We start from the raw sequence: 20,842 nt of genomic DNA, 5'->3' as shown, positions 1-20,842 counted from the left end.
CGTAAATCGTACCGATAAGCGGGAGATGTGCAGCGGGTGTCAATCCCGGGAAGAGTTACCGGAAAAAGAGTCTGCCTGTTTACACATCGACGATAGAAGCTTCAAACTTCTTGCGTCGACCAGCGGATTTCCGCCCCACTGAATGCCCCGTTCAGTGGTCATGCGACGCAGAAACGGCAGGTTTCCTGGCTCGTGGATCGATGCGCCTGCCCGCCTTCCCGGATCTTTATCCAGTGGTGTCGTCGGGAGGCGCTCCTCACCTACAGTTGCGGGGACAGCCAGGGTTTTGCGATGGTTTGCTCACCCTGTTCCCTTTTAACCCTGCGCATTCTGGACGCGTAGGGCACCGTTTCTGCGGCGTATTGTATGGATGGGCAGGAGTATTTCAACTTTTGCAGATATTTTTTTGTGGAAAGAGAGTAGGGGGGGCAGAGTCAAGCCGGGTCAGAACTGCGGGTAATTGATTTAGGTTTGAACAGTTTGACTCCGCCCCCTGTGCACAATCCATGAGAGATTGCGCTGACGTAGGCCCGATCAAGCGTAGCGGATCGGGCGATCCTAGGTTGAGGCAAAGCTGTGCTGCCGGTTCCCCTACGCTTGAACCGGCCTTCTACAGTATTTAGGCATCCGACGGCGGATCGTAAGGCTCCGTAAAGGAGCACTCCTTCTGCGGACAGACCTTTTCCGTGCCATTGCGTTTGGTGGTTTTGATGGTCAGTACCGGCCAGCCGCACTTGGGACAGGGTTCCGTCAACGGCTGGTTCCAGATTGCATAGTCGCAGCCGGGGTAGGTGGAGCAGGAGTAGAAGATCTTGCCGCGCCGTGATTTGCGCTTCAGCAGGGTGCCCTTGTGGCACTTGGGACAACTGACGCCGGTGTCTTCCGGTTTCTCCAGCGGTTCGATATAGCGGCACTTGGGATAGCCTGAACAGCCGATGAACTTGCCGTAGCGGCCTTTTTTGATGACCAGATCCGAGTTGCATTCGGGACACTGGCGCCCCTCCACGATCTCCGGTTCCTCCCGCTCTTCGCTGTTGCCGTTGAGGTCGCGGGTGTAGTCGCAGGTCGGATAGTTGGTGCAACCGATGAATCGACCGTGGCGGCCGAGACGGATCGAGAGCTGTTCTCCGCACTTCGGACACTTCTCGTCAAGGGCCTCATGGGTAACGTCGCTGCGTTTGACGTTCTCCTGGGTATGATCGATACGCTCCTTGAAAGGCCCCCAGAATTTTTGCAGCAGTGGCACCCAATCCTCTTCGCCTCGGGATACAGCGTCGAGTTCGTCTTCAAGTTTCGCGGTGAAATCGTAGTCTACATAGCGGGTGAAGTAGTCGGTCAGGAACTTGTTGACCACCCGGCCGACATCGGTTGGCTGGAAGCGCTTCTTCTCCAGGGTGACGTATTCGCGATCCTGTAGTGTGGAGATGATCGAGGCATAGGTTGAGGGACGGCCGATGCCATGCTCTTCCAGGGTCTTTACCAGGCTTGCCTCGCTGTATCTTGGTGGCGGTTCGGTAAAGTGCTGCTCCGGACGGATCGCTTTGAGTGGCAAGGTCTCACCCTCCTTGAGGGGCGGCAGCATCTTTTCGTCCCCGGCTCCCTTGGCCGCATCGTCTTTACCTTCCAGGTAGACCGCCATAAAACCGGGTTTGGCAATGGTGGAGCCGGTGGCGCGAAAGATATTGCCTTCACCACACAGCAGATCCGCCGCGACGGTGTGGATGGTTGCGTGGATCATCTGGCAGGCCACTGCCCGTTTCCAGATCAATTCGTAGAGTCGCGCCTGATCTTTGCTCAGGTGCTCTTTGATCTCTTGAGGGACACGTTCGACCGCAGTGGGACGTATGGCCTCGTGGGCCTCCTGGGCGTTCTTTGCCTTGGTCTTGAAACGGCGGGCCTCTTTGGGTAGCTGGTCATTGCCGTAGCGTTCTGCGATAAAGGCGCGAAAATCCTCCAGCGCTTCGTTCGCCAGGTTTACCGAGTCGGTACGCATGTAGGTGATCAGGCCGACAGTGCCTTCCCCCACGTCGACACCTTCGTAGAGTTGTTGGGCGACGCGCATGGTGCGCTGGGTGGTGAAACCGAGCTTGCGGGCCGCCTCCTGCTGCAGGGTGGAGGTGGTGAATGGTGGTGCCGGATTGCGGCGCCGCTGCTTCTTTTCGACCTTGGCAATCAGCAGGTCATTCTTTCCCGCTGCTTGCAGAGCCTGTTCCGTCTTGTTTGCATCGCCTTCGTTGGTGATGCTGAACTTCTCCAGCTTTTCGCCCTGGAAATGGGTAAGCTTGGCGCTGAAGGGCTGATTGTCCTTTTCGGTATCAGCTTCGATGGTCCAAAACTCTTCCGTCTTGAAGGCCTCGATCTCCAGTTCCCGTTCCACGATCATGCGCAGGGCCGGGCTCTGCACACGGCCGGCGGAGAGGCCCCGACGTATCTTTTTCCAGAGCAGCGGGGAGAGGTTGAAACCCACCAGGTAGTCGAGCGCGCGGCGTGCCTGCTGGGCATCGATCAGATCGTGGGAGAGTTCCCGTGGATTGGCGATGGCGTCGTTGACCGCCTTCTTCGTAATCTCGTTGAAGACCACCCGGTGAACTGTCTTGTTCTTCAGCTTGCCCCTGGCCTTGAGCAGCTCCACAAGGTGCCAGGAGATGGCCTCACCCTCGCGGTCCGGATCGGTTGCAAGATAGAGTGTGTCGGCCTTCTTCAATGCCTTGGATATCGCCTGAACGTGGCGCTCGTTCCTTTCGATTATCTGGTACTTCATCTTGAAGTTGTGATCGGTATCGACAGCGCCCTCCTTGGGGATCAGATCCCTGACGTGACCGTAGGAGGCGAGAACTTCAAAATCCTTTCCCAGATATTTTTCGATGGTTTTGGATTTTGCCGGTGATTCGACGATGACCAGATTCATGGGGATATATTGGCTTCAATAAAAAACGCGGGACAGCAGGCGCCCCGCGTATGGATTGTTCAGTTAGGTTTAGTGCAGGTAGACAGGGTCTTCGTTGTAGACCATGTCTTCCATGCGGGCGAAGGCAGCTTCCTGGCCGGGCTGGTTCATCAGAACCAGTAGCACGATCCACTTAAGCTCCTCTTCTGTAATAAAGGGGGTGTCCAGCGCCAGCGCCCGGTCGATGACCAGCTCCCGTGCCGTCTGGGTGAGGATGGAGTTCTGCTCCAGAAACATCAGCAGGCCGCGGGAGTCTGCGTCGAGGCGGGTGTGCTCCTCATCGGTAAAGATGCGCAGAGAGTGATTCCCGGAGACGCTGCCAGCCGGTGCCTCATAACTATCGGCAAGCTCGTCCAGCCAGCTGAAGGCTTTTTCCACCTCGCGGGAGGGAAAACCGGCTTGGGCAAGCTCGTCGCGCAGGTCATTATGATCTGCAGGGGGAGCCTGTTCACCGTCCATGTAGTTCTCGTAGAGGTAGATCAGGATGTCGACCACGTTCTCGTTCATGCTCTCTCTCTCCCACAGTCGCGGGAATTACGATTTTTCGGTGCGGCAATAGTAGCCGCCGGGTGCGGATGATACATACTCTTCCAGTTCGAGCAACAGCAGCATGGACGAAACTGCTTCTGGGGTCAAACCCGTCGTGGCGATCAGGGCGTCGGCGGAGATGGGGTCATAGCCCATGGAATCCAATAGTTTATGGTAGTCAGGGTCGAGCTGAAAGCCGGTGTTCTTACTCTCAGGTGTGCACGCCGGCGCGGGAATCTCCATCGTGCCAAGCAGTGAGGATAATTCGTCAACGATATCCCGACCGGTCTCCACCAGCTTTGCGCCCTGGCGAATCAGGGCATGGCAACCGCGGGCCTGAGGGTTGTGGATAGAGCCGGGGATGGCGAAAACCTCACGATCCTGTTCCACTGCGAGACGGGCGGTGATCAGGGAGCCGCTCTGTAGGGCGGCCTCCACCACCAGAGTGCCGACAGAGAGACCGCTGATAATCCGGTTGCGGCGGGGAAAGTTCTCCGGTCTGGGGGCGGTGCCCGGTGGAAATTCTGAGACAAGGACACCGTTTTTGGCGATTTTGTGCGCCAGATCACGGTGCCCGGCGGGGTAAACACGATCCAGTCCCGTGCCGGTGACAGCAATGGTGCTGCCCTGCCGCAGCGCGCCCTCATGGGCCGCGCCGTCGATGCCCACCGCCAGACCGCTGGTGATGGCGATGCCTGCGCCGGCCAGATAGGCTGCAAAGTTGCGGGCGTTGCTGAGACCGGCGGGAGAGGGGTTCCTGCTGCCGACAATAGCGAGTTGCGGTTGGCAGAGGTGTGCCGGATCACCATGCACAAACAGCAGAGGCGGTGGATCCGCGATCGCGGCCAGCAGAGGCGGATAGCCTGTTTCCGTCAGTGTCAGCAGGTGGTTATCCGGCTGACCCAGCCACTCCAGGGATGACTGTATGCCATTGAGATTTCCGGCAAAGAGGTGGTCGATACTCTTTTGCTGCAGGTCGATATCCTGCAGCTCGGTTCGGGTCGCAGCGAGGATTTTTTCAGGCGAGCCAAAATGGTGTAACAGTTTGAGATAGGTGCGACAGCCGATCCCCGGCGTCTGATGGATCAGCAGCCAAAATTTACCAGGTCAACTTATTGACAGCACTCTGTCATCCGCTGACAACCCCTTCCTGAGTGGTGATTGGGTCGATATCAGCCTTCAGGCGAACGCACCCAGTCCAGCACATGAAGGGGCTGGGTGGCATGCATGATCAAGGCGAAGCTGACGCGGTCGAAGATCCGGAAGACCATCAGCAATCCGGCCTCTTCCAGCGGCAGCTTGACGGTCTTGCCGCCGCCAGCGACCACATCACGGATTGTCTCTCCGCCTTGGAAGATCTTCATGACATGCCCCGGCTCCAATCAGTCGCGATCTCCTTTGTTGAGCACGACCATTATAGAGTCCAGTGACTGAAGTCTGGTTGAATCCACCAAAAGAGGTGCGTGCTGAAGAGCAGAAATTGCTTAAGGCTGCATGAGAAAAATCGGACAACTTTGTTGACAAACACCGATCCCCAAGCAAGCAGATAGGGAATTTAATTGTAGGAGCGGCGCCTCGCCGCGATTGATCCTGCCAGCGGAGTCGTAGCTGCAAGGCGCTGCTACTAACGCCTCTCAGCGACACAACAGGGGACGCACCACGTTTTTCGTAATCAGGTCATAGAAAACGTGGTGCGTCCCCTAATATTCAAGCGGCACCCTATTTCCGCCCCCTGTTCTGTAAAGCAGCATATGTCCGTATTTCGGGAGATTCCGACAAAGATTCGAATGTCTTCTCAAATAGCTCATCCAATAATTCTCGGATATATATTTTTGTTTTTTTATGAGATGACATCATCTGGAATTTTTTATGAACTGAAAAGCTATCCGCCCAAATAATATTTCCCAAGCTATCCTTCAGCAACCATTCCATCACAATGGTGGTATGAGTATCTTGAAAACCAAGAACAGGTATAGATTTTTTTAAGTATTTTAATGAAGGAGCTAAAATAGCTTCACTGCCTCCTCGATACTTTTCGTCCTTTCCTTTAGCAACTTCAACATTAGAGAACACCGCGCGTGACACACCTTCCACACCAGAACTGAGGGATTCACCCAGTACAATGACTTTTTCATTAAAGGTGTCACTTTCCCATATCGCATCTGCAATATCTTTGCCTATGTGGAGGCGAACATTTAAATCAATTTTTTCTTTATTAGGGAATATAACCCGATGTTCAGGAAACTTTAGCACACCATGGCAGCTACTTAATGTTATCCCTATTATAATTAAAACTATAATATAAAAATGCTTACTCATCCTATTGTTATTGGTCATTGGTTATTCCTCCACTTAATAGGAAAAATAAATCTCTCTGACTCAGTGAGCTGATATTTAATAACGTCTATAATGATATACTGCTGTTTTTGCTCATTCTTTTCTTTTGGAATAGAGAAATATACAAAGCCACTTATTTTTTCACTTGGGGATAGCATTTCCGTTCTTATTTCCTTTTCCAGCATATTGTGCATGATTTCGTTGGCATCATTAACCATTGCAGCCCCAACAAAAAACAAAGGAAGGACAATTGGCATAATTCCTGCCGCCGCGCCAACGGTCGCGACTTCCTCACCTGCTGAATATTCTCTAACTTGATCGATGGCTTCAATATCATTTTCAACAATATTCGATAAAGTAATTCGCTCTTTATGAATGATGAAGCTGGAGGATTCATTTTTATTCTCAGCAACAATTAAGACAGGCAGAATTCCTGAAGAAAGTAAATCAGTACCAAAATAACTGATAACTTTATTTTTGTCAGTAATGGCAAGGATAGAAATGCTTAAACCATCTTTAAACTGCTGATTGTTTAAATTGCTAATAGTATCTTGCTGATAGTCAGTAAATTTAACTGTCGCACAACCGCACAGTAAAAATAATATGACAACAGCAGAAATTATTCGTACTGAATAGTTTCCAAACAAAAACACAATGGTCTCCTTGTAAATCCATCATTTCCTGTTAACACTAATCACTGATGTACTGATTAGTGTTAACAAGCCCCAGTATTTTCTCGTGTGTTTGCATTGTCGACGCGCAATAACGTAGCACCCGGTTTTCTTGTCTTATTGCTCTCTTAAACCCTCCATATATGGTTGTGGCCACGGAGTCGAAGCACGCTCACCAAACCCAATCCGTAAAGCATCATGACCCAGGTTGTGGGCTCCGGTACGGACACGCCGGACGAAGCATGAAAGTTATCGAGCGCCAGCGGCGACGTTTCGGGAACCGGCAAGCCCCGAACCTCAAGTAGGAGCGCAATGAAAAAATCATCGGAGTCCGTCATATTCCAATTTCCAGGACCCGATGCGTCAATATCCACACTGAGGAAGTCGTTGGTGTGACCATTGTATGCTGTCAGTACCTTGGTAGCTGCATCGAAACGCAAGCCGAGCAGACCACTCTCATCCATTGTCAACGTATGCGCATCTGCATATTCCACAGAGTCACCTGAAACCGGATGAAACTTACTGTCGGCATCGTACTTCCGGTTCTTGACCTCTAATCCGGACCTGTCATCACCAGAAAATATGAGGCCGTTGTCCATCAGGTAAATAGATCCATCTGGTTTAACAAATCCTGCAGCCAACCCCACCTGTAGATGCAAATGATCAATGCCCATAGGACCCACCGGATAATTGGGCTCGATAATCGCAGGAATCATCCCGGTAATTTCCGCCCACCAGGATTCTCCATACCCGGGAGTAAAGAGTTGATGCATATAGGCCTCTGCAGCCGTCGCATAATTGGTAGGTGGACTCGGTGGCTCTTCCGCGTATACCTGCCCATTGGTGTGCATGATCAGCTGGCCATTGTTGACAAGGCTGGTAGAGGGATCCGGATCATCCACAAACATGGTGAAGTCACAAGTGTCTACGCTGAAATCACAACTCCAGGTGCCTGCCAGCGCAATCGGAACGTTCGCCAGCAGAGCCAAACCAACCCAACTTAGCAGTATCTTCTTCACGTTCACCCCCTTCTCGTATAGAGGAAAAAGATCCAGTGGTTCCAGTAGAGTTGATTGTGGTCAGACGCCACTAATCAATATTGCAGAACCTGGAAATCAATTGATACCAGACCTTATTCAATCCAATCGCAAAGTCCATGTTATTTATAAGGCATATATCACGCCAGAAGAAAAATCCTTTTAAGAATCAATTTCTTATCCATCAAGGAATCAGTTCACAAAAACAATTTGTAAAATATTCCGACACAATAAACGTGCTTATATGGAACCAAAACCGGGATAATCCACATTATTATCTATTAATTCAATGAGTTAATTCATCACAGTGCCGCAGTCTAAGTGTAAGATTTTCCGACAGGAAAAATTGACGAAAAAAACAAAAAAACAATAGGGGACGCACCACGTTTTTCGAAGTACCAGAAGTGGCACGGAAAACAGGATGCGTCCCCTAATATTTCATCAGCGGTTTTTGTGGGCCAGAGTAAAAGCAGGTTTTTACTCTGACCCCAAACTCGCATGATGAACTTGGCTTTAGTGAACGCCTGGCGTTACTGGTAGACCGGGAATCAACACATCGCCATAACAATAAAATCAAACGTCTGCTTAAAGTGGCAAAATTAAAACTGCAGGCTAACCCGGCTGATATTGATTACAGTCATCCGCGTGGGCTGATGAAAAGTCAGTTTGCTGATTTACTGAGTACACACTGGATACTGCAGCATCACAATATACTCATCACCGGCCCCACCGGTTGCGGTAAAACCTATCTTGGTTGTGCACTGGCAACCCAAGCGTGCATGCAGGGATTATCGGTTCGTTACTTCCGTATGCCCCGCTTGCTTGAAACGCTGACTATCGCCCATGGAGATGGTCGTTTTACCCGATTGACCCAGCAACTGGCAAAAACGGATTTGCTGGTACTGGATGACTGGGGACTGGAGAAAATGAACCTGAACCAGCGTAATGATCTACTGACTATCATGGATGATCGCCATGGCCTTAAATCCACGTTGGTAACCAGTCAGCTACCGACAATACAATGGCATAAAACCATCGGCGATGCGACGCTGGCAGATGCCATTCTGGACCGTCTATTACACAATAGTCACAAGCTAAAACTAAAGGGAGAGTCGATGAGAAAGGTCATGAGTGAATTTACTGAATCCGATCACTCAGAGTGATACCATGAGATCCTTCGTGCTGGGATGGTTAAGTGATCGAATAAAACCAGAATCAGTGATCGGAATGACCAGAATACGCAAACACCACGCGATAGCTCATCAGCCCTGATCACGACCCTCGAATCGGTCGCGAATCATGGCTCGCTTGCTTTCCAGATAGTTTTCATTGGCCTCGGCAACGCGCCCCTCAGCGACTTGCTGACGCCCCAGGGAAATGCGCTGTGCTAACTGATCATCCATACCCCTCCGAATCTGGTTCCGCAATGCCTCGCGCACGACTTCACTGGCTGAGCGATAGAGCCCGGATTTGACCTGTGTATTTACATAGTCTTCCAGTTCTGTGGTCAAAGATACGTTCATAAATCACCTGTCAATGCATTAAGGGTCTATCTGAAATATTAGTAATTTACCAAAGATTAGCAATGTTTGATATTTTTGGACATTCCTGGAAGAGGAAAACAATAGGGGACTTACCACAGTTTTTCGCTCTTGAAGCGCGTCTGTGGACTGGGCCGTTGCACCTGGAAAGGTGCTGGCGCATTTCAGAGCCTGTGTCTGGCCTTCAATCGCCGCCCACAATCTGGCGCTGTTCGAACGATTGCTACCGTAAATATTGTTACCGAACATGCACATGAAGGCGTAAAATGAAGTGTTGGGATAAAATTGGAAATGAACGAAGAATTAAATGACTATTCTTTCTCTTATGCCGGATAGGTGCGTACCGTCGGTATTTGCTATGCAGGAACAGCAAAATAACTTGCAGAAAAAAATATCGGCCTGATGAAAATAGGTCGTTTCTGGAAGGAGATTACTTATAGTGAACTCAACATTCGCATACCATGCACCACGCGCACCAGCTCAATCCCTCCAGGGATCTTCCGGTAGAGTAGCAGATAGCGACCCACGGGCAGATGATGGAAGCCACCAGCGATGTCCGGTCGCGCCTGCCCCAGATTCGGATTCTCAGCAAGCAGCCAGCCTCTCTCCTCAAAGGTGTCGAGCAGGTGGTCGGCGGCAGTAGGGTTGTCCTGGGCGATGTAGAGCCAGATATCGATTAGATCTTCTTCAGCCTGGGCGGTCTTCTGAAAAACGGCCATAGTCAGAGCTTACTGATCGTTATCAGCCAAGCGTTTATGGGCTGCTTGCTTGATCTCTTCCATGGAGCCGTACCGCCCGCTGCCACTCTCTACGCCTTCACGCCACAAGCCGCGCAGCTCATTGATCTCCTGATCCTGCAGGGCGCGTTTTCGCTTCCAGTCTCGCAAGGCCTCGCGTATCACTTCGCTACTGCTGGCGTAGTCACCACTTTTGACCGCCATGCGAACTTCCTGGGCAATTTCTGGGGTCAGGGCGATGCTGAGTTTTTCGACTGTGGCCATGTGTTGCCTCTGGGGTAGTGGTAAGAATAAATACTACCAAGTAGTATAACCTATAGCTTGGATACGAAAACAATAGGGGACGATAGGGGACGCAACACAGTTTTTTTGTGGAACAAATTAGGGACAGACCACGATTTCTTGGATTTCTTATGATCAGTTTTTAGTAAATCGTGGTCTGACCCCTACTACAGAAACCGGCTGGACAATAACCATAAAAAGTCTAGGTAAATTCGCCTCTGGTACTTTGGAGCGTGATTGGGCAAACTGCGTGTAAACAGAAGCTGCGACCAGGTGTAGTCATGCATGAAACCCTACTTAAGCTCTACCGCGACCACGTCCATTTTTTCAAATTGATGGATATCTTCGAAGTCGAACTGGATCGTCTGAAACAGGGAGGTACGACCTCGATCGATTTGATCACGGAGGTGGCGAACTACATGCGAGACTACTCCGACACCATTCATCACCCGATTGAAGATCACCTCTACCAGATTAACCTGGCGCGAACAGACGATGGGCGCGAGGCGCTGGAACAGCTGCTGGTTCATCACCAGGCGATTATGAACATGACACGTGAATTCAGGCTGGCCATTGAGCAGTTGGGTAAACCGGATGGTCTCTCGATTGATGAAGTGGAGAGGCTGGGTCGGGACTACCTGGATCATCAGCGTAGCCACATGACGTTTGAAGAGGAGAAGGCCTTCCCGTTGCTGGCCGAACAGCTGGGTTCGGATGACTTCGACTATGCCAGCGGGGCATTGCCAGCTGACCAGGATCCATTGCTGGCGCCAGGGTTACAGGAGCGTTACCCGGCTCTGCACAGTTATTTACAGAAACACGGATGATGCTCTTCAGCGTGGGCTGAATGTGAATGTATAAATAGGACGCACCACAGTTTTTTCGATAAACCAGACTTTCCAACTGACTCTGACCAGATGACCTAAACTCTACATTAGGTCATCATCGGTCAGAGATTCATGCAAGATATCCATGGTTTTCTGCCGCCTCCCGCGGGAGGCGGCGGCCAAAGAACTTCCCAAGGTTCGTATTCGCCACTGGGGTGAATATGTCGATGTCATGCCTGAAAATCAGGCGGCAAGACAGGCTAACCGCTGCATGGATTGCGGTACGCCTTACCATGTAAGCGCGGTTTGTCGACCGTTTCAGCAAGTCGCGCCGACAAAAAAATAATCTCGTGCCTTACCAATAAATCTATCCGTGAAAACTTCTAGATCTATCTACGAATACTCCCTTTTACTAATTACGAATACATCCCTAAGTGAAATAATTTCGGGTATTAACCCTATATCTCAAGCAGGCGCATGCTGCTGAAATTCTTTAAGCAAGAAAGAACTCAAAGCAAAGGAAATATTAATACAAAATGATTAGTCTGTATCGTTCTTAAATATATTTGTTAAGTAACTACTCAGCCTGAATTAAGTGGGGTCACAGGCTATCGATGTTGAGAGGATCTCCTCCGAGGGCGAAAGCAAGGGAGTGCAGAAAATCCCCCCCCCTGCATTGTCGATGTAGATAGCATGTCGACATCGGGTCTGGCTAAGATGTGATAATCAGAATTTTTGCACTGTGAGAAAAACAATGGGTACGGATTCATCAACCCTCAACATCAAGGTGCTTCACAAGTGGGTAGAAAGCCTGCGACAAGGCCCCAGTGGGCGGCGGGTGAACGGTGAAGTGATGCCCACCGAGACCCTCAAGGCCTTGCTGACCTCCCACCAGAAATTGCATGCTGCCGAAGAGGAACTGCGACAGCAGAACGAAGAGCTAGAACTCAGGGAGATGGAGTGTACGGCCGAGCTGAGGGCGTCGAATGAGCGGCTGAGACGGAAGCTCACTGAACTCGAGTACGTCGAAGCGGCAGTTGAAGAACAGCTTCGGTTCGAAACCCTGCTCTCTCAGCTCTCGACTCGGTTCCTGAATCTGCCGCCCGGTGAGGTAGACCGGCAGATCGAGCAGGGGCTGAAATGCATCGCAGAATCTTTACAGGTGGATCGAAGCACCCTGTTCGGGTTCTCGGAAGAAAAGACCCACTTTTGCGCTACACACTCGTGGACGGCTCCTGGGTGTGAGCCAGCCCCGGCACGGGTTGTGTTTGATCAATTGCCCTGGGCCACTGAGAAGATGCTCCGCGGCGAAATGTTCCTGTTTTCGCAAGGTTCTGATCTGCCCGCTGATGCAAGACGTGACCAGGAGTATCTGCGAAAGTGCGGCCCAAAGTCGGTGGTGGCGATCCCACTGGCGGTGGCCGGTTCCATCACCGGAGCGGTCGCCTTTGCTTCCCTTCGTACAGAGCGCCCCTGGCCCGACGGGGTGGTTCAACAACTGCGGTTGGTCGGGGAGATCTTCTCCAACGCATTGAGCCGCAAGCAGACCGACGAGTCGCTCCAGAAGGCGTTTTTGGAGATCCAGACACTCCAGCAGCAACTCCAGGTGGAAAACGTCTATCTGCGCGAAGAGGTCAAGGGAGAGCACAATGTCGATGGGATCATCGGCCAAAGTGACGCCCTCAAGTCCGTCCTCTTCCGGGCGGAGCAAGTCGCCTCCTCCGACACGACCGTCCTGTTGCTCGGTGAAACCGGTGTGGGCAAGGAGCTTGTCGCCCGGGCCATTCATCAGTGGAGCCCCCGTAACGCCCGGCCCCTGGTCAAAGTGAACTGCGCGGCCTTGCCGGCGAACCTGATCGAAAGTGAGCTCTTTGGCCACGAAAAAGGCGCTTTTACCGGGGCCGAAGCCAAACGGGTGGGGCGGTTCGAAGTGGCCGACGGCGGAACCCTGTTTCTGGATGAGATCGGCGAGCTGCCGCTGGAGCTCCAGAGCAAGCTGCTGCGGGTGCTCCAGGACGGTGAGTTCGAACGGTTGGGCAGCTCGCGGACGATCCCGGTGAACGTCCGGGTCATCGCAGCGACCAATCGAGAGCTGGAGGAAGAGATTCGCAGCGGTCGGTTTCGGAAAGATCTCTACTACCGGTTGCAGGTGTTCCCAATCACCGTGCCGCCACTCAGGGAGCGTCGGGAAGACATCCCCCTGCTGGTGGGCGCCTTCGTCGAGAAGCTTGCCTGCAAATCGGGCAAGTCCATTAACACCGTACCGACCGGAGCGATGGAGGCCCTGCAACGTTACCCCTGGCCCGGCAACGTCCGAGAGCTGCAGAACGTGATCGAACGGGCGGTGATCAACACCCAAGGCCCCCGTCTTCGCCTGATGGACACGCTGGGTGTACCCGAGGTGTCCCCCTGTCCCCGGACCCTCGCCGAGTCCGAAGCGTGCTGCATCGTCCGGGCGCTCGAAGCGACCCACTGGAAGATCGAGGGGGAAGGCGGGGCTGCCAAGGCCTTGGGTGTCCCTCCCAGTACCCTGCGAAAACGCATGCAAAAACACGGCATTCACCGCCCGCCAAAACCCTGAGCTGCGTGTAAGAATACGGTGAACCCACCACCCTATGGCGTGGGACCCGCCCCATAGGGTGGGTTCTGACCCGCCTCGACCAGCCTCCCTGAGCTTCTCGCTCCCCTAGAATCCAAGTAAAACAGTACGTTATTAAAATTCTTCCTTGCCAGCTCCCCGCTGGCCCACATGTTGCACTCTTATCAACGTAACGCATCGGGTCCACGGGGCAAGCCGAGGCGCTATGCGCTGGGCATGATAATTGATCTAGTTCTTGATCGTGTGAACGCAACAATAACTCAACATAGATTATAAGAGGTTAATTATGTTAATAAAAAAATCACTAACTTTCGCTGTCATTATGCTTATTTCACTGTCAGCCGGGGCCGCCGAAGTCATTTATAGCGACGGCGCTGACATAACGGTAGACGGCGTAAGTACAGGTGTTACCTACTCCGGGTATGAACACGCCAGTTTTGACCAGGTCAATCTGAACTCATATGCCACTGCATTGGTGCAACCTACGGCCGCCCTGGACTCACGGTATTACGACTATGCCGTTCTACGTTTCAACGACCTGTTTGGACCGGCAGCTGGGCAGATAGCGGCTGGAGACGTCATTTCGTCTGCGACGATTTCATTCGATATCTACCAGACAGGTTCACAAGTATATCTAGGTGCAGTGAATGCTGATGGTTCTACTTGGGCGGCATCACCAAGCCTCATCAAGGAAGACACGGGCGGTGCGGCCAACGCACAATACGTTCCCACGAATTTTATCGGCACCTTTGGTAGCGAGTATTCGCCCATCGGCACCTATTCGTTCGACATTACAAGTCTTGTTGCTGATTGGCGAGCGGCGCCAGCGACAAATGCTGGGTTGGTCCTCTACACTCGTTTCGGAGAAAGGGTTGATTGGGGTCCTTGGTTTGCTGGGCTTACCAGGCTCACACCGGGAGTACTTACAATAACGACTGGACCCACCAACACCCCGCCCACCGCTGATTTCGCCTTCGAGCAGCTCTCCAACATCGGAAACACTGCCTTACTTCGCCTTGATGGCACTGGGTCCTTCGACCCTGATGCTGGCGACGTGCTGACATTCCAGTGGACGGTGGATGGCATGGCTGATTGCGTCGGTAATCTGGCCCTATGCGGCGTTATCGACATCCCGCTCGGCTTCGGTGCCCACGATGTAGCCCTGACAGTCACCGATCCTGAAGGTGCGAGCGATGAGACCACGAAAACTGTAACCCTGAACCCAGCCGAACTTGCGGTCCTTGAAATTGACAAGAGCAAGGTCAAGTTCACCGAAAATTCCTATGTGAAATTTCACGGCGAAATCGGCCTGCCATTTGGGGAAGACTACACGACTCTGTCAGCGGAAGCGGTGGCAGATATTTATGTGGCGGGAGTCGAGATTTTACCACCGACCACAGTCGCTTTTATGCCTGAAGTTGGAGCGGATGAATGGGAGTATGAAGGGAATGAAGCGACCAATGGCATCAGTAAGTTCAAGATCGATTGGAAGGGGGCTCGTTACCGTTTCAAAGAGTCCGATTACCCGATCAAGATGAAAAGCCATATCATTGCGCCCACGGAAACCGTGCTCACGATAAAGTACAAGATGAAGGACATTGGTGGCGCCTTCCCAATCGACATCGACGGTAGGGCTTTGATCGATGTGGATGCTTCCGGTGGGGCTACGACGGTTACTGCCGGTGTCCTGATCGAGGTGGAAGAAACAGGCAAGGAGATCACCCTGACCCTTCCCTTTCCGTTGCTTGATACCTCAATCATCACGATCGGGACATTGGGCGACAGTGTATACCGAGTCCTCTATGTGGTTGAAGGGCTCAAAGGATCAATAGGGCGCTTTGAGCTGGAGGCTAATTTTGATGCGTCACCATTCCCGGCTGGTGCAACAACGTTACCCCGCACAATTGAGCTGGACATTGATGTGGGCGCACAGCGTTATTTTGGTAGCGCCAGTTTGGGTGAGAGTGAACTGAGCGTGAAAAAGGATAAATGGCGCTCGAAGTAAAAAATAATCCGAACGATTGAGTTCACAGAGAAGCATTGGCGTGTCCTGATTCCGGGGCACGTCAATAATTGGTTCTCCTTGGTTACAATTTCATAGGGGTCAAAAAGGGGGCGGAGGTTAACAAAAAATCCCTCCGTCCCTTTTATCTGTAGTCGTCGCGACGGGCTGTTGAAAAAGCCCGCTTGAACTGCCGCATTGGCTTTCAATTGGTCACCCCATTAACCTATTTTGAAGTTTGGGGTCAGAGTAACAGCGCTCTTCGGAGTTTTGAGTTTTTACTCTGACCCCAAACTCTAGATCGTCTGAAACAGGGAGGCATGACCTCGATCGATTTGATCACGGAGGTGGCGAACTACATGCGAGACTACTCCGACACCATTCATCACCCGATTGAAGATCACCTCTACCAGATTAACCTGGCGCGAACAGACGATGGGCGCGAGGCGCTGGAACAGCTGCTGGTTCATCACCAGGCGATTATGAACATGACACGTGAATTCAGGCTGGCCATTGAGCAGTTGGGTAAACCGGGTGGTCTCTCGATTGATGAAGTGGAGAAGCTTGGTCGAGACTACCTGGATCATCAGCGCAGCCACATGACGTTTGAAGAGGAGAAGGCCTTCCCGTTGCTGGCCGAACAGCTGGGTCCGGATGACTTCGACTATGCCAGCGGGGCATTGCCAGCTGACCAGGATCCATTGCTGGCGCCAGGGTTACAGGAGCGTTACCCGGCTCTGCACAGCTATTTACAGAAACACGGATGATGCTCTTCAGCGTGGGCTGAATGTAAAAATAGGGGACGTACCACAGTTTTTACCCTGCCTGGTAACTCGTTGGCCACACAATGCCTTGATGTCTCTCTTTATGGTCGAGATGACAATGGAGCGATAAACCAGACCTTCCAACTGACTCTGACCAGATGACCTAAACTCTACTTAGGTCATTATTGGTCAGAGATTCATGCGAGATCTCCATGGTTTTCTGCGGCGCCTGCGGGAGGAGGCGGCCAAGGAACATCCCAAAGTCCGTATTCGCCACTGGGGTGAATATGTCGATGTCATGCCTGATACACAGGCGGCAAGACAGGCGAACCGCTGCATGGATTGCGGTACGCCTTACTGCCACCACTACTGCCCGGTGCATAACATCATCCCTGAGTGGAATATGTTGGTGGAGAGCCGGGACTGGCGCAGTGCCTACGATCAGCTGGATACGACCAACAGTTTTCCTGAGATCACCGGGCGTCTCTGCCCTGCCCCCTGTGAAAACGCCTGTACTCTCAGTCTCGCCCAATTACCGGTCACGATAAAAAATATTGAGCTGGCGATTGCCGAGCGTGCCTGGTCGTCCGGCTGGGTGCAGCCGCAGCCCAACGTTCATAAACGGGATCAACGGGTGTCGGTCATTGGTTCAGGCCCTGCGGGTTTAGCCTGTGCCCAACAGTTGACGCGGGCGGGTTACAAGGTGACGGTCTTTGAAAAGGCGGATCGCATCGGCGGTCTGCTGCGCTACGGCATTCCCGATTTCCGGCTCGATAAGCGGATAGTGGATCGTCGTCTGCAACAGCTCGAAGCAGAGGGCGTCTCTTTCCGTACCGGGGTTCATGTTGGCGTTTCGATGGCTGTGCCGGAGCTGCAACAGTCGGCGGATGCGGTGGTGCTGGCTTGTGGGTCAGCCCATCCCCGTGAGGTGGCTGTTCCTGGCCGTGAGTTGAAAGGTATTCACTATGCTATCGACTATCTCTCACAACAGAACCGGCGGGTTGCGGGGGATGAGAGTGATCCGGCATCTGTGATTGACGCCAGAGACAAGTCGGTGGTGGTGATTGGTGGTGGGGATACCGGCAGCGACTGTTTGGGTACGGCAATCCGGCAGGGGGCGAAAGTGGTGACTCAGGTGCAGTACCATGACCGGCCTTCAAAGGATGCGGATGTGCTGGAGCACTGGCCGAAACCGGTGCCGCAAACGGGTGAATCGGATACAGAGGCGGAGGGTGCAGCGCGTATCTGGGGCTGGGATACCTGCAGTTTTGAGGGGAGTGACGGCTGCATAAGCCGTGTGTTGATGCAGCGTCTGTTGTGGATTCAACAGGCGGATGGCGGTTGGTCGAAGCAGCCGCTGCCTAACCAGCGGCTGCAGATGCCGGCCGGGCTTGTGCTGCTGGCGATGGGGTATGCTCATCCCGTGCATGCGGGGCTGCTGGAGTTTTTAAGGGTCGCATTCGATCACCGTGGTAACGTGGCGGCGAATGAGCAGGACTATCAGACCAGTGTCAGGGGTGTGTTCGCCTGCGGTGATGTGCGCCGGGGGCAGTCACTGGTGGTGTGGGCGATCCGCGAAGGGCGGCAGTGTGCGCGGGCGGTGGATGTCTGGCTTTCAGGATCGAGTGATCTGCCGGGGATATGATTTGACGCGTCCGGCGTCAGTCAGAGTGTTTGTTGGATTACGCTGCGCTAACTCAACCTACATGGAAAGGTGATTCCCTGCGGGAGATGAACTAAAATTAGAGTAGGGATGATGGAGATCCCCGGGTTAGGGGTTGCTCCAAAGCCAGTGAGTTGGCGTTGATAACAGCGATGTCCTCCCCGGTCTCGTTTCCCTACAGCCGTTACATCGAGACCGGAGTGGTCTGTCGAATCTTTAGGAGGTTGTCATGAAAGTCTTTATGTTGATGGCTGGTAGCGGTCCGTTGATGATTCTTACCTCTCACACCTCGATAGAAGAGCCTGAGATGTTGGAAAAACTCGCAAGTAAGGGCATCGATAAATTCCTTGCCTATGAAGTTCCCTTCGATCTGGCCAAGGCGCGTTACGGTGGTCACTTCACCGTAGTGGCCAATGATCTGCACGAAACCGATGATCTGAGGGTGCTGGATTACAATGGTGAACGGGCATTTCGTCTCTTTACCTTTGCTGAGCTGGGGCCGGTAGTGCTGCATGAGCCGGCAGAGGAGAAACGCGCGGCGTAAGGCCATGTTCGGGATGGAGCCGGGCTGGAGTCAAATTTGTCTCCGGCCCATCACGACGCAAGAGGCTAGACGGGAGAGGTGTGGCTGTCGAGCTGTTTCAGCTGTGACAGGGTTGCCCCTTGGGTCGTCCTGTTGTCGATGGGATCCAGAGGTTTGCTGAAGCGCCCTTTGGTCGGCAGTACCACCAGTTCGATGGTGGTTCCATCTGCCTGGAAACGGAAACCGGGTATCGTCTGTTTTGAACCGTCGCCAAACTTCATTCTCCATTGGCTCTCATCCCAGGGGATGTGCAGATCCGAGAGGGCAAAGATCACCTCTTCCGAGGTGTCGGCAGAGAGGTGCAGTCGGATTGGGCTGTTCCGATCGGCAGTGCCGTCGAAAACCGGGCCGACCAGCAGTGGCTTGAAACGGGCAAGTGCACCCATGGCTTCCATGGCGAGACGGCGCAGACGTTGCAGTGCTGTCGCCTGATCCTCTCCACGAAACAGACGCTGCTGCTCACGCAGAGCGCTTTCGATCTCATCGCGATTGGGCATCAGGCGTCTGTTACCGAGACCAAGCCGGTCGGCTGCCTTTTGGCAGGCGTAGTTGTAATCTCCGGAACGCAGTTCGGTAAGGATACGAGCTGCCTCGTAGGCGATGCGGCGCTGGGATTCCCGGTTATTCGTTTTCATGTTTCAGGGTGGACGCTGATAATTGGGATAGGATTCTGCCTGGAAGTCCTGAGCGTTGGCCCTCGCGGCGAGGCGCCGCTCCAACAGGGAAAGGAGCATCTTCGCTGGGGCGTAGGCCTGATCAAGCATAGCGGATCGGGCTAGAGGTTCTCCGGTTCCGCTATGCTTGATCAGGCCTGCTTTCGTTCGGTATCTCATCAAACAAATCATGCGTTCCTTTAGGCATATTTTCTGACAGAGATTAAAGTTTAGAAAGGATCCTCCTCCGGGGCCGGGGCGTCCAGATTCTCCGTTTCCGGTAGGCCGGCTGTCCCGTTCACCTGCGTGGGGATCTCAGGGGCGTATTTCTCGCGAAAGACCTCAAAGATTGCGCCCTTGTGACCGGCGTGGACCGGCTTGCCTGTCTTTTCGTCGATGCGCATGGTCACCATGCCCTCAGGCATCTCCAGAGGCGCCTCTTCAGTGCCCTCCAGTCCGGTGCGCATGAAATGGATCCAGGCAGGCAGGGCAGCGCGCCCCCCGACCTCACCCCTGCCGAGGGGCTGAAAATTATCGAAACCGACCCAGGCGATAGCTACCAGGTTGCGGTTGAAACCGTTGAACCAGGCGTCACGCTGATCGTTGGTGGTGCCGGTTTTACCCGCGATATCCTTGCGGCCGAGCGCACGGGCTTTGCGGGCGGTGCCGCGCTGTACCACGTCGCGCATCATGGAGTTCATCAGGTAGTGGTTTTGTGGAGTGATGACGCGTTCAGCGCAGCGGATCTCCGCATCGACGGTTGGCTCTGCAGTCACTTCAGTCGTTTCAGTGGGTTCTTTCGGTGCAGCGGAGGGTGGCGGATCTTCGCAGATCTGTGCCGGGTTGGCCAGAAAGATGGTCTCGCGGTGGTCGTCTTCGATACGAACGATGAAGAAGGGCTCGATATGGTAGCCACCATTGGCCAGCACTGAATAACCCTCCGCCATCTGTAGCGGGGCGATTGCGCCGCTGCCGAGAGCCAGTGAGAGATCGCGGGGCAGTTTACCCTTGTCGAAACCGAAACGGGTGACATACTCCAGGGTGGACTTGATGCCCATCGCCCGCAGGAGGCGGATGGAGACCAGGTTACGGGATTTTGTCAGGGCGTAGCGCAGACGGGTGGGACCGAAAAATTTGCCGCTGTAGTTTTCCGGACGCCAGGAGGCCTCCAGCGCCGGGTCATCGAACACCACCGGTGCGTCGTTGATAAGACTGGCGGGCGTGTATCCGGCTTCCAGGGCGGCGGAGTAGATGAATGCCTTGAAGCCGGAGCCGGGTTGACGCCTGGCCTGGGTGATGCGGTTGAACTTGCTTAGATAGAAGTCGTAGCCACCGACCAGCGCAAGAATGGCGCCGTTATCAGGATCGACCGAGACCAGTGCTCCCTCGGCCTTGGGGATCTGCGCCAGACGCCAGTAGGGTTCACCCTCTTGGGGTATTTCGCGGTGGATTCTGATCAGATCTCCCGGTTGGAGAATATCGGCGGCGGTTTTGGGTTCAGAGCCCTGGTGATCCGAGTCCTTGAACTGCCGGGCCCAGGAGAGGCCTTGCCAAGTCAGTGTGACCTGCTGCTCCGGTCCCAGATAGAGTCCGGCGTTTTGCCCATCGGTGCTGAGCACCACGGCTCCCTGCAGATCTGGAACACTCTTCTGCTCCCTGAGAAGTTTGTCC

The 20,842-nt window shown here is 53.3% G+C and carries 19 protein-coding genes and 1 riboswitch; of the genes, 7 read left to right on the top strand and 12 right to left on the bottom strand.

Translation table 11 applies throughout. The features are described from left to right. Positions 1–158 precede the first annotated feature (158 nt). Positions 159–366, bottom strand: a riboswitch (cobalamin riboswitch). A 253-nt stretch (positions 367–619) separates the two neighbouring features. The 7 genes from topA to G9Q73_RS17325 form a co-directional block, all read right to left on the bottom strand. Continuing rightward, complete coding sequence (gene topA / locus G9Q73_RS17355) at positions 620–2,908, bottom strand: type I DNA topoisomerase (protein ID WP_177420895.1); 2,289 nt, start codon at positions 2,906–2,908, stop codon at positions 620–622. Positions 2,909–2,977: 69 nt separating this feature from the next. After that, positions 2,978–3,454, bottom strand: a complete 477-nt coding sequence (locus tag G9Q73_RS17350) for a Smg family protein (RefSeq protein WP_177420894.1) — start codon at positions 3,452–3,454, stop codon at positions 2,978–2,980. Positions 3,455–3,481: 27 nt separating this feature from the next. Continuing rightward, a complete protein-coding gene (gene dprA / locus G9Q73_RS17345; protein WP_369408965.1) occupies positions 3,482–4,381 on the bottom strand; it encodes a DNA-processing protein DprA in 900 nt (299 codons plus the stop codon). A gap of 266 nt (positions 4,382–4,647) precedes the next feature. Beyond that, complete coding sequence (locus G9Q73_RS17340; protein WP_246345363.1) at positions 4,648–4,839, bottom strand: hypothetical protein; 192 nt, start codon at positions 4,837–4,839, stop codon at positions 4,648–4,650. 355 nt (positions 4,840–5,194) lie between these two features. Beyond that, the gene (locus G9Q73_RS17335; protein WP_177420893.1) at positions 5,195–5,812 is read right to left on the bottom strand and encodes a hypothetical protein; all 618 of its coding nucleotides are present in this window, start codon (positions 5,810–5,812) and stop codon (positions 5,195–5,197) included. Then, positions 5,809–6,465, bottom strand: a complete 657-nt coding sequence (locus G9Q73_RS17330; protein WP_177420892.1) for a hypothetical protein — start codon at positions 6,463–6,465, stop codon at positions 5,809–5,811. The genes G9Q73_RS17335 and G9Q73_RS17330 overlap by 4 nt, the downstream gene beginning before the upstream one ends. Positions 6,466–6,611: 146 nt before the next feature. Beyond that, positions 6,612–7,502, bottom strand: coding sequence for a PEP-CTERM sorting domain-containing protein (locus G9Q73_RS17325; RefSeq protein WP_177420891.1), 891 nt, complete (start codon positions 7,500–7,502; stop codon positions 6,612–6,614). A gap of 500 nt (positions 7,503–8,002) precedes the next feature. Here G9Q73_RS17325 and istB point away from each other — a divergent pair, with 500 nt between their 5' ends. Then, positions 8,003–8,683: an IS21-like element helper ATPase IstB gene (gene istB / locus G9Q73_RS17320; protein WP_177421512.1), complete on the top strand. Its 681-nt coding sequence runs from the start codon at positions 8,003–8,005 to the stop codon at positions 8,681–8,683. Between the two features lie 99 nt (positions 8,684–8,782). On the opposite strand, the gene G9Q73_RS17315 is transcribed toward istB, so the two are convergent. The 3 genes from G9Q73_RS17315 to G9Q73_RS17305 all read right to left on the bottom strand — a co-directional run bounded on the left by G9Q73_RS17315 (position 8,783) and on the right by G9Q73_RS17305 (position 10,062). Next, entirely contained in the window at positions 8,783–9,043 is a 261-nt protein-coding gene (locus G9Q73_RS17315; RefSeq protein ID WP_177420890.1) for a type II toxin-antitoxin system ParD family antitoxin, read from the bottom strand. Between the two features lie 452 nt (positions 9,044–9,495). Next, the gene (locus tag G9Q73_RS17310; RefSeq protein ID WP_177420889.1) at positions 9,496–9,780 is read right to left on the bottom strand and encodes a type II toxin-antitoxin system RelE/ParE family toxin; all 285 of its coding nucleotides are present in this window, start codon (positions 9,778–9,780) and stop codon (positions 9,496–9,498) included. 9 nt (positions 9,781–9,789) lie between these two features. Continuing rightward, positions 9,790–10,062 carry a ribbon-helix-helix domain-containing protein gene (locus tag G9Q73_RS17305; protein ID WP_177420888.1) on the bottom strand — a complete coding sequence of 91 codons (273 nt, stop codon included), beginning with the start codon at positions 10,060–10,062 and terminating at the stop codon, positions 9,790–9,792. Between the two features lie 299 nt (positions 10,063–10,361). Here G9Q73_RS17305 and G9Q73_RS17300 point away from each other — a divergent pair, with 299 nt between their 5' ends. The 6 genes from G9Q73_RS17300 to G9Q73_RS17275 all read left to right on the top strand — a co-directional run bounded on the left by G9Q73_RS17300 (position 10,362) and on the right by G9Q73_RS17275 (position 18,479). Then, on the top strand, positions 10,362–10,907 hold the full coding sequence (locus G9Q73_RS17300) for a hemerythrin domain-containing protein (protein WP_177420887.1): 546 nt from the start codon (positions 10,362–10,364) through the stop codon (positions 10,905–10,907). 754 nt (positions 10,908–11,661) lie between these two features. Continuing rightward, positions 11,662–13,488 carry a sigma-54-dependent Fis family transcriptional regulator gene (locus G9Q73_RS17295; protein ID WP_246345361.1) on the top strand — a complete coding sequence of 609 codons (1,827 nt, stop codon included), beginning with the start codon at positions 11,662–11,664 and terminating at the stop codon, positions 13,486–13,488. Positions 13,489–13,792: 304 nt separating this feature from the next. Further along, on the top strand, positions 13,793–15,511 hold the full coding sequence (locus G9Q73_RS17290; protein WP_177420886.1) for a hypothetical protein: 1,719 nt from the start codon (positions 13,793–13,795) through the stop codon (positions 15,509–15,511). Between the two features lie 317 nt (positions 15,512–15,828). Continuing rightward, entirely contained in the window at positions 15,829–16,275 is a 447-nt protein-coding gene (locus tag G9Q73_RS17285; RefSeq protein ID WP_177420885.1) for a hemerythrin domain-containing protein, read from the top strand. Between the two features lie 196 nt (positions 16,276–16,471). Continuing rightward, positions 16,472–17,917, top strand: a complete 1,446-nt coding sequence (locus tag G9Q73_RS17280; protein ID WP_177420884.1) for a glutamate synthase subunit beta — start codon at positions 16,472–16,474, stop codon at positions 17,915–17,917. A gap of 247 nt (positions 17,918–18,164) precedes the next feature. Beyond that, a complete protein-coding gene (locus G9Q73_RS17275; RefSeq protein ID WP_177420883.1) occupies positions 18,165–18,479 on the top strand; it encodes a hypothetical protein in 315 nt (104 codons plus the stop codon). Positions 18,480–18,544: 65 nt separating this feature from the next. Here G9Q73_RS17275 and G9Q73_RS17270 read toward each other — a convergent pair whose 3' ends face one another. Both G9Q73_RS17270 and G9Q73_RS17265 read right to left on the bottom strand, forming a co-directional pair. After that, complete coding sequence (locus G9Q73_RS17270; RefSeq protein WP_177420882.1) at positions 18,545–19,153, bottom strand: hypothetical protein; 609 nt, start codon at positions 19,151–19,153, stop codon at positions 18,545–18,547. Positions 19,154–19,401: 248 nt separating this feature from the next. After that, positions 19,402–20,842 (bottom strand): penicillin-binding protein 1A (locus G9Q73_RS17265; RefSeq protein ID WP_281397590.1); only part of this gene is annotated, 1,441 nt, incomplete at its 5' end.

This window comes from endosymbiont of Lamellibrachia barhami, assembly GCF_011947365.2.
In the GTDB taxonomy this organism is placed as follows: Bacteria; Pseudomonadota; Gammaproteobacteria; order Chromatiales; family Chromatiaceae; genus QGON01.
Note: the sequence above shows the minus strand (reverse complement) of the source record. Positions and strands in the feature narration are given on the sequence as shown.

What these genes read in the sequence shown, in the direction of transcription:
- G9Q73_RS17335 (WP_177420893.1), bottom strand. Translation starts at nt 5,812, where the DNA reads ATGACCAATAACAATAGGATGAGTAAGCATTTTTATATTATAGTTTTA.
- topA (WP_177420895.1), bottom strand. Translation starts at nt 2,908, where the DNA reads ATGAATCTGGTCATCGTCGAATCACCGGCAAAATCCAAAACCATCGAA.
- G9Q73_RS17295 (WP_246345361.1), top strand. Translation starts at nt 11,662, where the DNA reads ATGGGTACGGATTCATCAACCCTCAACATCAAGGTGCTTCACAAGTGG.
- G9Q73_RS17275 (WP_177420883.1), top strand. Translation starts at nt 18,165, where the DNA reads ATGAAAGTCTTTATGTTGATGGCTGGTAGCGGTCCGTTGATGATTCTT.
- G9Q73_RS17290 (WP_177420886.1), top strand. Translation starts at nt 13,793, where the DNA reads ATGTTAATAAAAAAATCACTAACTTTCGCTGTCATTATGCTTATTTCA.
- G9Q73_RS17350 (WP_177420894.1), bottom strand. Translation starts at nt 3,454, where the DNA reads ATGAACGAGAACGTGGTCGACATCCTGATCTACCTCTACGAGAACTAC.
- G9Q73_RS17280 (WP_177420884.1), top strand. Translation starts at nt 16,472, where the DNA reads ATGCGAGATCTCCATGGTTTTCTGCGGCGCCTGCGGGAGGAGGCGGCC.
- G9Q73_RS17270 (WP_177420882.1), bottom strand. Translation starts at nt 19,153, where the DNA reads ATGAAAACGAATAACCGGGAATCCCAGCGCCGCATCGCCTACGAGGCA.
- G9Q73_RS17315 (WP_177420890.1), bottom strand. Translation starts at nt 9,043, where the DNA reads ATGAACGTATCTTTGACCACAGAACTGGAAGACTATGTAAATACACAG.
- G9Q73_RS17305 (WP_177420888.1), bottom strand. Translation starts at nt 10,062, where the DNA reads ATGGCCACAGTCGAAAAACTCAGCATCGCCCTGACCCCAGAAATTGCC.
- G9Q73_RS17285 (WP_177420885.1), top strand. Translation starts at nt 15,829, where the DNA reads ATGACCTCGATCGATTTGATCACGGAGGTGGCGAACTACATGCGAGAC.
- G9Q73_RS17340 (WP_246345363.1), bottom strand. Translation starts at nt 4,839, where the DNA reads ATGAAGATCTTCCAAGGCGGAGAGACAATCCGTGATGTGGTCGCTGGC.
- G9Q73_RS17310 (WP_177420889.1), bottom strand. Translation starts at nt 9,780, where the DNA reads ATGGCCGTTTTTCAGAAGACCGCCCAGGCTGAAGAAGATCTAATCGAT.
- G9Q73_RS17300 (WP_177420887.1), top strand. Translation starts at nt 10,362, where the DNA reads ATGCATGAAACCCTACTTAAGCTCTACCGCGACCACGTCCATTTTTTC.